Raw genomic sequence first — 12919 nt, 5'->3', positions numbered from 1 at the left:
ACGGTGCAAAGCATGCGTAAACCAATTATCGCAGGTAACTGGAAAATGAATAAAACTCTATCTGAAGCAGTTAGCTTCGTAGAGGAAGTTAAAGGTCAAATCCCAGCAGCTTCAGCTGTTGATGCAGTAGTTTGCTCTCCAGCTCTATTCTTAGAGCGTTTAGTAGCAGCGACTGAAGGAACTGCCTTACAAGTAGGTGCACAAAACATGCACTTCGAAAAAAATGGTGCATTCACTGGCGAAATTAGCCCAGTAGCACTTAGCGACTTAAAAGTAGGCTACGTAGTACTTGGCCACTCTGAGCGTCGTGAAATGTTTGCTGAAACAGACGAATCAGTAAACAAAAAGACTCTTGCAGCATTTGAACATGGTTTAACACCAATCGTTTGTTGTGGTGAGACTTTAGAAGAGCGCGAAAGCGGAAAAACATTTGATCTAGTAGCAGGTCAAGTGACAAAAGCACTTGCAGGTTTAACAGAAGAGCAAGTTAAAGCAACTGTTATCGCTTATGAGCCAATCTGGGCTATCGGTACAGGTAAATCTTCTTCTTCTGCAGATGCAAACGAAGTATGTGCGCACATCCGTAAAGTTGTTGCAGAAGCTGTTTCTCCAGAAGCTGCAGAAGCTGTTCGTATTCAATACGGCGGTAGCGTAAAACCAGAAAACATTAAAGAGTATATGGCACAATCTGACATCGACGGCGCTTTAGTTGGCGGTGCTAGCTTAGAGCCTGCTTCGTTCTTAGGTCTTCTGGGGGCGGTAAAATGAGAAAGCCAACAGCTTTAATCATTCTTGATGGTTTCGGACTACGTGAAGAAACTTACGGGAATGCTGTAGCACAAGCTAAGAAACCTAATTTTGATGGTTACTGGAACAAATTCCCTCATACAACGCTTACAGCTTGTGGTGAGGAAGTAGGTCTTCCAGAAGGTCAAATGGGTAACTCTGAGGTTGGTCACTTAAATATCGGTGCTGGTCGCATAGTATATCAAAGCTTAACTCGCGTAAACGTTGCAATTCGTGAAGGTGAGTTCGATCAGAACGAAACTTTCCAAAATGCAATTAAAAGCGTAAAAGAAAAAGGTACTGCTCTTCATTTATTCGGTTTACTTTCTGATGGTGGTGTGCACAGTCACATGAACCATATGTTTGCTCTTCTTCGCTTAGCAGCAAAAGAAGGTGTGGAGAAAGTTTATATCCATGCATTCTTAGACGGCCGCGATGTTGGACCACAAACAGCAAAAGGTTATATCGATGCAACAAATGAAGTAATTAAAGAAACAGGAGTAGGACAATTCGCGACTATCTCTGGTCGTTATTACTCCATGGACCGTGACAAGCGTTGGGATCGCGTAGAAAAATGTTACCGTGCTATGGTGAATGGTGAAGGCCCTACTTATAAATCTGCAGAAGAGTGTGTAGAAGACTCATATGCAAATGGTATCTATGATGAATTCGTATTGCCGTCTGTAATTGTTAACGAAGATGACACGCCAGTTGCAACAATCAATAATGATGATGCAGTTATCTTCTATAACTTCCGTCCAGACCGCGCAATTCAAATTGCTCGTGTATTTACAAACGAAGACTTCCGTGAGTTCGATCGTGGTGAAAAAGTACCTCACATTCCTGAATTCGTTTGTATGACACATTTCAGTGAAACTGTAGATGGTTACGTGGCATTTAAGCCAATGAACCTTGATAACACATTAGGTGAAGTTGTTGCGCAAGCGGGATTAAAGCAACTTCGCATCGCGGAAACTGAAAAGTATCCGCACGTTACATTCTTCTTTAGCGGTGGTCGTGAGGCTGAATTCCCAGGAGAAAAGCGTATCTTAATTAACTCACCGAAGGTTGCAACATATGACTTGAAACCTGAAATGAGCATTTACGAAGTAACGGACGCTTTAGTAAATGAAATCGAAAATGATAAACATGATGTTATCATTCTTAACTTTGCAAACTGTGATATGGTTGGCCATTCTGGGATGATGGAACCAACAATTAAAGCAGTAGAAGCAACTGACGAGTGTTTAGGAAAAGTTGTAGAAGCGATTCTTGCAAAAGATGGTGTAGCACTTATTACTGCTGACCATGGTAATGCTGATCAGGAGTTAACTGCTGATGGTGGACCAATGACAGCTCATACAACTAACCCGGTTCCTTTCATCGTTACAAAAAATGATGTAGAGCTTCGTGAAGGTGGTATTTTAGGAGATATCGCCCCAACAATGCTTACACTTTTAAATGTGAAACAACCGAAAGAAATGACAGGTAAAACAATTATTAAATAATTTGCTTATATAAAAAGGAGAGAATTTATTATGTCAACAATTATTGATGTTTATGCTCGCGAAGTCCTTGACTCTCGTGGTAACCCAACTGTAGAAGTAGAAGTTTACACAGAAAGCGGCGCATTCGGACGCGCTATCGTACCAAGTGGTGCATCTACTGGTGAACACGAAGCAGTAGAATTACGTGACGGTGACAAATCTCGTTACCTTGGTAAAGGTGTTATGAACGCAGTAAACAACGTTAACGAAGCAATCGCTCCAGAAATCGTTGGTTTCGATGTAACTGACCAAGCTGGTATCGACCGTGCTATGATCGAATTGGATGGCACTCCAAACAAAGGTAAACTAGGCGCTAACGCTATCCTTGGTGTATCTATGGCAGTAGCTCACGCAGCAGCTGACTTCGTAGGTCTTCCATTATACCGTTACCTTGGTGGATTCAATGCAAAACAATTACCAACTCCAATGATGAACATCATCAACGGTGGTTCTCACGCTGATAACAACGTTGACTTCCAAGAGTTCATGATCTTACCAGTTGGTGCTCCAACATTCAAAGAATCAATCCGTATGGGTGCTGAAGTATTCCATGCACTTAAAGCTGTATTACATGACAAAGGTCTTAACACTGCAGTAGGTGACGAAGGTGGATTCGCTCCAAACCTTGGTTCTAACCGTGAAGCATTAGAAGTAATTATCGAAGCTATCGAAAAAGCTGGTTACAAAGCTGGCGAGAACGTATTCTTAGGAATGGACGTTGCTTCTTCTGAGTTCTACAACAAAGAAACTGGTAAATATGACCTTGCAGGCGAAGGCCGTACTGGCTTAACTTCTGCAGAAATGGTTGATTTCTACGAAGAGCTTTGCAAAGACTTCCCAATCATCTCTATCGAAGATGGTTTAGACGAAAACGACTGGGATGGTCACAAATTATTAACTGAGCGTATCGGTGATAAAGTACAATTAGTTGGTGACGATTTATTCGTAACTAACACTCAAAAGCTTGCTGAAGGTATCGAAAAAGGTATCTCTAACTCAATCTTAATTAAAGTTAACCAAATCGGTACTTTAACTGAGACTTTCGAAGCAATCGAAATGGCTAAACGTGCTGGTTACACAGCAGTTGTATCTCACCGTTCTGGTGAAACTGAAGATGCTACAATCGCTGACATCGCAGTTGCAACTAACGCTGGCCAAATCAAAACTGGTTCTATGAGCCGTACTGACCGTATTGCTAAGTACAACCAATTATTACGCATCGAAGACGAACTAGGCGAAATCGCTGTTTACGATGGTTTAAAATCTTTCTACAATATCAAACGATAATTGTAGAAAATAACGACAGACCGTGAGAAATCACGGTCTGTTTTTTTATGCTAAAATTGTTCATCTGTCATAAGTGACATGAAGTATTTAAAGAAAAGGTTATAATCAAAATCGATAGCAATGTATTGCGAGGAGGAGGGCTATCGTATCATCGATTCCAGGATCACAAAAAATGAGAACTTTTTTAGACATATGTTCACCACCTATCTTGTTATATATATGTGCGAGAAGACAGAATAAAAATGGAGTGAAGGGTTTTGTTTTATTGAAATAGTAACCGTTAAAATTCAGAAAATATAAACTTTATATATTAGGTCAAGGTTTTTGACGTAAATTAAGTTCAGAAACGCAGTCATATCAAGGGTGTAAGCGTATAACATGGCGGTTTTTTGGTGTCGATTTGATAAATTGCAGCTTTTTACAATTTATACTATGATAAAGATATTAACAGAAGATCGTATAAACATGAGGGATGATGAACATGAAATTTACAAAGATTCTTGTCCAAATTGCAGCTCTTTATGTGTTTTATATGGTTGGAAATTGGGTGCAAGAAATGTTGAATATTCCAATTCCAGGAAGTTTGATTGGGATGTTTTTTTTACTTGTTTTACTTAGCCTAAAAGTACTTCCAGTGAAATGGTTTGATTTAGGAGCAGAAACACTCGTTGCCATTATGCCGTTTTTATTAATTCCGCCAACGCTTGGCCTAATGAATTACGGTGCTTTTTTTATGAGTAAAGGAATTTCTCTTTTCATTACAGTTATAGCGAGTACGTTTTTAATTATTATTGTCGCCGGACATACAGGACAATATCTTGCGAATAGAAAGGAAAAAGAGACACAATGAGCCAAATATTAATCGGAATCGGTTGGGTTCTTTTTACGGTGCTATTATATCAATTATCTAAAAAAATCTATAAATTATTTCCAACACCATTCACCATTCCAATGCTTGTAGCAACAGGATTAATGGCTTTCTTATTTATAGTGCTTGATATACCATATCAAAATTACATGGAAAGCGGTGGTGGCTGGATTGCGAAGCTACTTGGACCAGGTGTTGTAGCATTTGCAATCCCGCTTTATAAACAACGTCATGTTTTACAAAAATATGTTGTACCAATTGCTGGTGGTGTATTAGTAGGTACAACGGTTGCTATTGCAAGTGATTTCGCTATCGCCTCACTTATGGGAACAGATAAAAGCTTAATTTTATCTTCTTTACCAAAATCAGTGACAATGCCAGTTGCAATGAGTGTATCTGAACAAGTTGGTGGTGTCCCGTCCTTAACAGCGGCCTTCGTCGTTATCGCAGGTATTACTGGAACAATTACAGGACCAATTTTATTAAAATGGAGCCGCGTTACAAACTCGGTTGGTAAAGGGATTGGCTTTGGATGTGCTTCTCATATTATGGGTGTTATGAGAGCAATGAAGAATAATGAGCATGAAGGTGTCATTGGATCGGTAACAATGACATTAACAGCAATTTTGACATGTTTGCTCGGACCGTTATTCGCAATGATGTTTATGTAATAGAAGAAAAGCGAGAGCAATTCTATAGCTCTCGCTTTTCTATAGGATTTATGCTACATTTAAAATAACTGAATCTTTGTAGGAGGTACGCCAAGTGCATACGTTATTATCAGTTTTACTTATTATTGTATCGATCTTAATGATTGTTATGGTACTTATGCAGTCTAGTAATAGCTCAGGCCTTTCAGGCGCTATTTCAGGTGGTGCAGAGCAATTGTTTGGTAAGCAAAAGGCACGTGGAATTGAAGCGGTATTAAACCGTATTACAGTTGTTTTAGCTGTATTATTCTTCGTACTAACAATTGGTGTTACGTACTTCAATTTATAGAATTAAAAAGAAGAAGCGTTAGCTGATTTGTGCTAATGGTTCTTCTTTTTTTAATTTGTTATTCGAAAAAAGTTTCTAATTAGATTATGGAATTATAAATATGGTACACTAAGAATAGAAAAAATACGACTAGATTACAGAAGAGAAAGAGGAGAAATACATGATGAAATTAGCATCTCCAAAACCATTTACATTTGAAGGTGGAGACCGCGCTGTTTTATTATTACATGGATTTACAGGGAACTCAGCTGATGTACGTATGCTTGGACGTTTTTTAGAGAAGAAAGGCTATACTTGTCATGCACCAATTTATAAAGGACACGGTGTACCACCAGAGCAGCTTGTTCATACTGGTCCTGAAGACTGGTGGAAAGATGTAATGAATGCCTACCAGCATTTAAAAGATCAAGGTTACGAGAAAATAGCTGCGGTTGGATTATCATTAGGCGGAGTATTCTCATTAAAACTTGCTTATACATTACCGATTTTAGGTGTTGTACCAATGTGTGCACCGATGTACATTAAAAGTGAAGAAATTATGTATCAAGGTATATTGGCATATGCACGCGAATATAAAAAACGTGAACAAAAATCACCAGAGCAAATTGAACAGGAAATGTTTGAATTTAAACAGACACCGATGAATACATTAAAAGCATTACAAGAGTTAATTCGTGACGTACGCAATAATGTTGATATGATTTATGCTCCAACATTCGTTGTACAAGCACGCCATGATGAGATGATCAATACAGATAGTGCTAACATTATTTATAACGGTGTAGAATCTACGTTAAAAGACATTAAATGGTATGAAGACTCTACGCATGTCATTACACTTGATAAAGAACGTGATGTGCTACATGAGGATGTATATAACTTCTTGGAGCAACTAGATTGGTAAGATCTAGTTGCCTCTTTTTTTCATAAGGGAATTTTTTATCCTGATTGGCGTGGGTTAATAATTAGTGGGGATGGACAAAATCCCAACTAACAAAAGTTTCACTTTATACATCCCCTATCTTTCGGATACACTAAATAATATAAGGGTTTAAAGGAGGTATTTCTACTTGGAAGAAATCATACAAGAACATATTGATAAGTTGTTATTATTTATGAGAGAAGAAGCGTATAAACCGTTAACGATACAAGAATTAGAAGCTGCATTTGGAATCGAGGGCTCTGAGGGCTTTAAAGATTTCGTAAAGGCACTTGTAATGATGGAAGAGAAGGGGCTTGTTGTTCGTACACGTAGCAACCGCTACGGTCTTCCTGAAAAGATGAGTTTAGTACGCGGTAAGTTAATTGGACACGCACGTGGCTTTGCTTTCGTCGTTCCAGAGGAGAAGAAAACGGGAGACGATGATCTTTTCATCCCGCCTACAGAATTAAATGGTGCACTTCATGGTGATACAGTATTAGCGCGTGTTAGCTCGCAATCAAGTGGTTCACGTCAAGAAGGTACAATTGTTCGTATTTTAGAGCGTGGAACGAAAGAACTAGTTGGTACATATACAGAATCGAAGAACTTTGGGTTTGTTATACCTGATAATAAGCGCTGGACAAGTGATATTTTTATCTTGAAAAGTGCATCTATGGGCGCTGTAGAAGGTCATAAAGTAGTTGTGAAAATTACGAGCTACCCAGAGAACCGTTTAAGTGCGGAAGGTGAAGTTATTCAAATTCTAGGTCATAAAAATGATCCAGGGGTAGATATTTTATCTGTTATTCATAAACATCATTTACCTTTAGCGTTCCCTGAAGAAGTGATGGAACACGCAAACAGTGTACCAGAAACGATTTCAGAAGAAGATTTAAAAGATCGTCGTGATTTGCGCGATCAAATGATTGTTACAATTGACGGTGCAGATGCAAAAGATTTAGATGATGCTGTTACAGTAACGAAGCTTGAGAACGGTAACTATAAGCTTGGCGTTCATATCGCGGATGTAAGTCATTACGTTCAAGAAGGTTCTCCAATTGATGTTGAAGCAGCTGAAAGAGCGACGAGTGTATATCTTGTTGACCGTGTAATCCCAATGATTCCGCACCGTTTATCTAACGGTATTTGTTCATTAAATCCAAAAGTAGATCGTCTTACATTATCGTGTGAAATGGAAATCAATAATCTAGGTGATGTTGTAAAGCATGAGATTTTCCAAAGTGTAATTAAAACGACAGAGCGTATGACGTATGCGGATGTTAGAAGCATTTTGGAAGATGAAGACGAAGCGTTAATCGAGCGTTACGAGCCGCTAGTGCCAATGTTTAAAGAGATGGGGCAGTTAGCACAAATTTTACGTGAAAAACGTATGCGCCGCGGTGCAATCGACTTTGACTTTAAAGAAGCGAAAGTGCTAGTAGATGAAGAAGGAAAACCGACTGATGTTGTCATGCGTGATCGTTCTGTATCAGAGAAGTTAATTGAAGAGTTTATGCTTGTTGCGAACGAAACAGTAGCAGAGCATTTCCACTGGATGAACGTACCGTTTATGTACCGTGTCCATGAAGATCCGAAAGAAGATAAGTTAGAGCGTTTCTTCGAGTTTGTAACAAACTTCGGATATGCGGTAAAAGGACGTGCGAATGAAATACATCCTCGTGCATTGCAGCAAATTCTTGAAATGGTTCAAGGACAGCCTGAAGAAGTAGTAATTTCAACAGTTATGCTTCGTTCTATGAAGCAAGCACGTTACGATGCAGATAGCTTAGGACATTTCGGTTTATCAACTGAGTTCTACACGCATTTCACATCGCCGATTCGTCGTTACCCAGATACGATCGTTCATAGATTGATTCGTGAATACATTATTAACGGTAAAGTCGACAATGAAACGCAAGCGAAATGGCGTGAAAACTTACCTGAGATTGCAGAGCATTCTTCTAATATGGAACGCCGTGCTGTTGAAGCAGAGCGTGAAACAGACGAACTGAAAAAAGCAGAATATATGCTTGATAAGATCGGTGAAGAGTATGACGGTATGATTAGCTCTGTAACAAACTTTGGTTTATTCGTAGAGCTGCCAAATACAATTGAAGGTCTTGTACACGTTAGCTACTTAACGGATGATTACTACCGTTATGACGAGCAGCATTTCGCAATGATCGGAGAACGTACAGGTAACGTATTCCGTATTGGTGACGAAATTACAATTCGTGTTATTAACGTAAATAAAGACGAGCGTGCAATCGACTTTGAAATCGTTGGCATGAAAGGCACACCTCGTCGTAAATTTAAAGATCGTCCGGTTGTTATTGAACAACCAAGAACAGGCAGAAAGAAACGCGCTAGCCGTAGTGAACGTAGTAACGAGCGCAGCGGTGAACGTGGAACAGGTAGAAAGTTTGATCGTGGTGGCAAAGGTAAAGGAAGGGGATCAACATCCGCATCCGCAAGTCAGCCAGGGAAAAAAGATGGTAATGGCAAGAAGAAAAAAGCATTCTTCGAAAATGTACCAGGATTCAAAAAGAAAAAGAAAAAGCGTAAGTAAGAAAAGAGTGGCTTCGCTTCGATGAAAAGCGGGGCCATTTTTCTTTTTTGTTGGAATCCAGCTACAGTGGCTAGAATCTATTGGTCATTTCGCTCCCTCGTATGAAGCAAAAAGTGCTGCTCTGTCGGAAGCTAGGGTGTCCAAAGATTCTGAGCGAGCCACTTTCGCTTTTTGTTCACATTTGTTACAATAGTAAAAATAGAGGAGGGACGTTATATGCCAAAAGGTACAGGTAAGGTTATTGCACAAAATAAAAAAGCATTTCATGATTATTTCATCGAAGAAACATACGAAGCAGGGCTTGTCCTTCAAGGAACGGAAATTAAGTCGATTCGCGCTGGACGCGTGAACTTGAAAGATGCGTTTGCACGTATACATAATGGTGAAGTATGGGTTCATAATATGCATATTAGTACGTATGAGCAAGGGAATCGTTTCAATCACGATCCGCTACGTACAAGAAAATTACTTCTTCATAAAAAAGAAATTGATAAGTTAGCAGGAGCTGCAAAAGAAACAGGTTACGCATTAGTTCCACTTAGAATCTATTTGAAAAATGGATTTGCAAAAATGGCACTTGGTTTAGCTCGAGGTAAGAAGCAATATGATAAGCGTCACGATTTAAAAGAGAAAGAAGCAAAACGTGAAATTGCACGCGCGTTCCGTGATCGTCAAAAGATGTAATACAAATATTTACATTTGTAAAACGGCGCGCGTATGATATAATAACTTATGTAAGATTGTTGCACATTGAAAAACAGCTCTTAGTAGCTATCACGATATTTCTTCGTATGCTCCATTTCTATCATGGGGACGTTACGGATTCGACAGGGATAGTTCGAGCTTAAGTTGCGAGTCGAGGGGATCGGCCTCGTTAAAACGTCAAAGCCTATAATTGGCAAACAAAACAATCTTTCTTTAGCTGCTTAATTGCACTAAAGGTTCCTCCCTCCATCGTCCATGTGGTAGGGTAAGGGACTCAAACTAAGTGGACTACGCCGGAGTTCGCCGTCTGAGGACAAAGGAAGAGAACAACCAGACTAGCAACTTGGAAGCCTGTCGATAGGCCGAAGAGTTCGCGAAATGCTAATATATCGACTACACTCGTAGAAGCTTAAGTGCCGATATTTTTGGACGTGGGTTCGACTCCCACCGTCTCCACCAATACATACTGTTGGTGGTTTTTTTATGTCTGTGAATTAAAGCATAACATTGCCGTTTTGGCAAAACCCTTGATAAATTAGGGTTTTGGCATTTTTTCATTTTCAACCAATTTCAAATGATTGTATTCAAACGTAGTCAAAATTGTATTTAATAATTTTAAATCTCAAGATAGGAAACAAACTTTTGAATTGCACCTTCTTTAGCTTTTTTCGTTACATGAGTATAGATATCCATTGTCGTTTTCACATCTGAATGGCCAAGTCTATCTTGTACTTCTTTTAGTGATGCTCCAGCTTCGAAAAGAAGAGAGCAATGTGTATGTCTTAGGCCATGTGGTGTAATTTTTTCTAAGGAATGTTTCTTTTGCACACTATACATCCACTTTTGAATCTGTACTGGTTGAATGTAGTCATTATTTGTATTACTAAAGATGAGCTGGTTATCTGCCATCGTATTATGTCCTAAAATGAGATAATCTTGTTTTTGCGCTTTTCTCCATAATTTTAAAATGGCAATAGTAGCATCATCAATTTTAATAACACGTGATGACCCTGTTTTTGTTGATTTTAAATATAACTTCGAACTTTTTCCTCGACCAATTGCTTTTGAAATAGTGAGTTCATTATCTGTTAAATTTAAATCTTTCCAAGTTAGTGCAAGTGCTTCACTTTTACGCATTCCTGTAAAGGAAAGTAAACGTAACAAGGTAAACGATTTATAGTGAAGAGATTGCTCGCAACCATTTAAGAACTCAATTAATTGCTCACGCGTATAAAAGTTTTCTACTTTTTCTTCAACTTCAATCACTTTTCTAGTTTTAATTCTAGTTTCAATATGAGTGAATGGGTTTATCTGAATATAGCCGCGCTTAATTCCAAAATCTAATACTAAAGCTGCATATGATTTGATAGTTCTAGCTTTTGAAAGCTTAGTAGCCCATTCATCAAAATGCTTTTGGCAGATATCGATATTAATTTTATCAATTTTGTAACTTCCCATTGATGGTAATATGTGATTTTTGAAGTAACCAAACGTTTTGACAAAGGTGCTTTCTTCAACCGTTTTTTCATATTGAACTATCCATAAATTATATAGCTCTTGAAATGTTTCAGCACGAACTTGACGATAAGTTCCTTCTGAAACTTGGATTTTAATTCGAGACAGAGCTAATTCAGCTTCTTTTCGAGTTTTAAATCCACGTTTTGTAGTTCGTTTCTGTTTCCCAGTTAATTCATCGATCCCCAGATAAACTTGGAACATATAAAGTGTGTTACCACATTTATTGGTATAGCTTTGTATGGGTGATGCTTTTTTCTGTTTCATGTAAAGACCTCCTATAATCGTTGCGGGGGCAAGATTAAAAAGGAGAGGATTAATCCTCACAGTTATAATATATAATTTTGCTGTGCGAAAATCCTCTCGTAGCATTTAGTAGCTGTATTCTTCTAGAAAGCGATCAATTTCTTTTTTTGAAACCCGTTTGATACCGTCGATTTCGCATACTTTTAAGCCCAATTGGCGAAATTTAACCAATGTATTGTGTGAAACGCCTGCATATTTAGCAGCTTCTGATAAAGAAAACCATTCTTTTGATACAAAATGCTGGGATTTTATCGCTTGGTTTGTACAATTAATGATTAACTCGGTTAATATATTTTCTAGTCCTTTTGAAACTTCAAATGTATGTTGCACCTTAATTACCTCCATTTTTCTTATCTTGATAGATATTAGAAATTTTTTGCATGAGATGCATCTGTATTTGCTTCAATAGAGAAGCCTAAAATTTCTTCGACTGCTTTGACAGGAACTCTTCCTAAACGTTTACTTGAATAATAAGAATAACCTCTATTAAGCATTAAATGTTTTGCTTGTCTGATAATATCAGCTGACTGACTGGGTCCAAATCCAAGGTTAATCAATTCTTGTTTCGTAACTGTAATCATGTGCAAATTCCTTTCTAAATTTAATATATCTGACAGTTGAGTTCTTAAAACTCATATCTTGTGAATGAAAATCGGGAATGTTTCGTGTATAATCTTTACTGTAAATTATTTTTTTGTTAGACAAATCAATCGGTTGCAACGAATTGGTTCGTCGAATTATTGGCATTTTTAAATTTTGCGATTTAAAAAATGCCTTTTTTTTATGTTCTTTTAATTCCGAATCTTTTGAGAAATATTTACTCACATATCTTCCTCGATTCTCTTGGCTATCCACATCAATTTTATTTAACTTAACGAAACCATGTCCCCATATTTCTTGTAGAATTTTTATCTTAATAAAAGGGAGTTCAAAAAAGATAATATGATAATGAATAGCCCCACGTTTTTGTTTTTCCCACACTGCTAGATACTTTAATTGTTGTTTCTTAATCTTATAAAGATGATAGTTTAATCGCTTTATAAATTTATTAAATTCGATATTTGTGTAAGAAATATCTTGTTCATTTTTTTTGAAAGTCAAAGTCATAAACTTTGTGCTTTTGTCAAAATTACAATCGACTAAACGAGCGATTTCCCAACGCATATTTTCATAATGACGTTGTTTTCTTTTTAAACTATCGTATTGTTTTGTTGCCTTCATTTCATCGAAAGTTTCTCGTATATCTAAATTTTGAATCCATTCGATATCACTATGAGTTTTTTCATTGTCATTTTTAACACGATAATAAACAGGGTCATCTATATATTCCCAAACTTCATAAGTTGTAGGAGTCTCGATAACTTTATATTTATAGCTTCCAATGTCATTGATAGGAACCACTCATTTCCAATTCC

General features: G+C 37.8%; 13 protein-coding genes, 1 other RNA gene and 1 pseudogene. 10 read left to right on the top strand and 5 right to left on the bottom strand.

From position 1 onward, the window contains the following. The first annotated feature begins 12 nt into the window (after positions 1-12). Genes tpiA through eno form a run of 3 tightly spaced genes read left to right on the top strand, consistent with a single transcriptional unit; the run spans position 13 to position 3620 of the window. Positions 13-768: a triose-phosphate isomerase gene (gene tpiA, locus MR109_RS06065; RefSeq protein ID WP_242271305.1), complete on the top strand. Its 756-nt coding sequence runs from the start codon at positions 13-15 to the stop codon at positions 766-768. Then, on the top strand, positions 765-2294 hold the full coding sequence (gene gpmI, locus MR109_RS06060; RefSeq protein ID WP_242271304.1) for a 2,3-bisphosphoglycerate-independent phosphoglycerate mutase: 1530 nt from the start codon (positions 765-767) through the stop codon (positions 2292-2294). The genes tpiA and gpmI overlap by 4 nt, the downstream gene beginning before the upstream one ends. A gap of 30 nt (positions 2295-2324) precedes the next feature. Further along, on the top strand, positions 2325-3620 hold the full coding sequence (eno, locus tag MR109_RS06055; protein WP_002124088.1) for a phosphopyruvate hydratase: 1296 nt from the start codon (positions 2325-2327) through the stop codon (positions 3618-3620). 50 nt (positions 3621-3670) lie between these two features. On the opposite strand, the pseudogene MR109_RS30530 reads toward eno, so the two are convergent. After that, a pseudogene (locus tag MR109_RS30530) lies at positions 3671-3751 on the bottom strand (nucleoside hydrolase); the annotation flags it as partial. Between the two features lie 341 nt (positions 3752-4092). Between MR109_RS30530 and MR109_RS06050 the strand changes: the two are divergent. The 7 genes from MR109_RS06050 (at position 4093) to ssrA (ending at position 10142) form a co-directional block, all read left to right on the top strand. After that, complete coding sequence (locus MR109_RS06050) at positions 4093-4470, top strand: CidA/LrgA family holin-like protein (protein WP_175546533.1); 378 nt, start codon at positions 4093-4095, stop codon at positions 4468-4470. After that, on the top strand, positions 4467-5159 hold the full coding sequence (locus MR109_RS06045) for an LrgB family protein (protein WP_002174165.1): 693 nt from the start codon (positions 4467-4469) through the stop codon (positions 5157-5159). The genes MR109_RS06050 and MR109_RS06045 overlap by 4 nt, the downstream gene beginning before the upstream one ends. Before the next feature lie 94 nt (positions 5160-5253). Then, positions 5254-5487: a preprotein translocase subunit SecG gene (gene secG / locus MR109_RS06040; protein ID WP_002174164.1), complete on the top strand. Its 234-nt coding sequence runs from the start codon at positions 5254-5256 to the stop codon at positions 5485-5487. A 163-nt stretch (positions 5488-5650) separates the two neighbouring features. Further along, a complete protein-coding gene (locus MR109_RS06035) occupies positions 5651-6391 on the top strand; it encodes an alpha/beta hydrolase (protein ID WP_165615140.1) in 741 nt (246 codons plus the stop codon). Positions 6392-6557: 166 nt separating this feature from the next. After that, on the top strand, positions 6558-8978 hold the full coding sequence (gene rnr / locus MR109_RS06030) for a ribonuclease R (protein WP_071717460.1): 2421 nt from the start codon (positions 6558-6560) through the stop codon (positions 8976-8978). A gap of 216 nt (positions 8979-9194) precedes the next feature. Continuing rightward, positions 9195-9662, top strand: a complete 468-nt coding sequence (gene smpB / locus MR109_RS06025) for an SsrA-binding protein (protein WP_048370323.1) — start codon at positions 9195-9197, stop codon at positions 9660-9662. A gap of 125 nt (positions 9663-9787) precedes the next feature. Next, positions 9788-10142, top strand: a transfer-messenger RNA (tmRNA) gene (gene ssrA / locus MR109_RS06020). Positions 10143-10298: 156 nt separating this feature from the next. Here the strand turns inward: ssrA and MR109_RS06015 are convergent. The 4 genes from MR109_RS06015 to MR109_RS06000 form a co-directional block, all read right to left on the bottom strand. Continuing rightward, positions 10299-11465, bottom strand: a complete 1167-nt coding sequence (locus MR109_RS06015) for a site-specific integrase (RefSeq protein WP_242271303.1) — start codon at positions 11463-11465, stop codon at positions 10299-10301. Between the two features lie 105 nt (positions 11466-11570). Beyond that, positions 11571-11834, bottom strand: a complete 264-nt coding sequence (locus tag MR109_RS06010; protein WP_242271302.1) for a helix-turn-helix domain-containing protein — start codon at positions 11832-11834, stop codon at positions 11571-11573. A 35-nt stretch (positions 11835-11869) separates the two neighbouring features. Continuing rightward, positions 11870-12085, bottom strand: a complete 216-nt coding sequence (locus MR109_RS06005) for a DUF3173 domain-containing protein (protein WP_242271301.1) — start codon at positions 12083-12085, stop codon at positions 11870-11872. Beyond that, positions 12054-12905: a rolling circle replication-associated protein gene (locus tag MR109_RS06000; RefSeq protein ID WP_242271300.1), complete on the bottom strand. Its 852-nt coding sequence runs from the start codon at positions 12903-12905 to the stop codon at positions 12054-12056. The genes MR109_RS06005 and MR109_RS06000 overlap by 32 nt, the downstream gene beginning before the upstream one ends. Positions 12906-12919 lie beyond the last annotated feature (14 nt).

Source organism: Bacillus cereus group sp. BfR-BA-01310 (genome assembly GCF_022664325.1).
Taxonomy (GTDB): domain Bacteria; phylum Bacillota; class Bacilli; order Bacillales; family Bacillaceae_G; genus Bacillus_A; species Bacillus_A paramycoides.
Note: the sequence above shows the minus strand (reverse complement) of the source record. Positions and strands in the feature narration are given on the sequence as shown.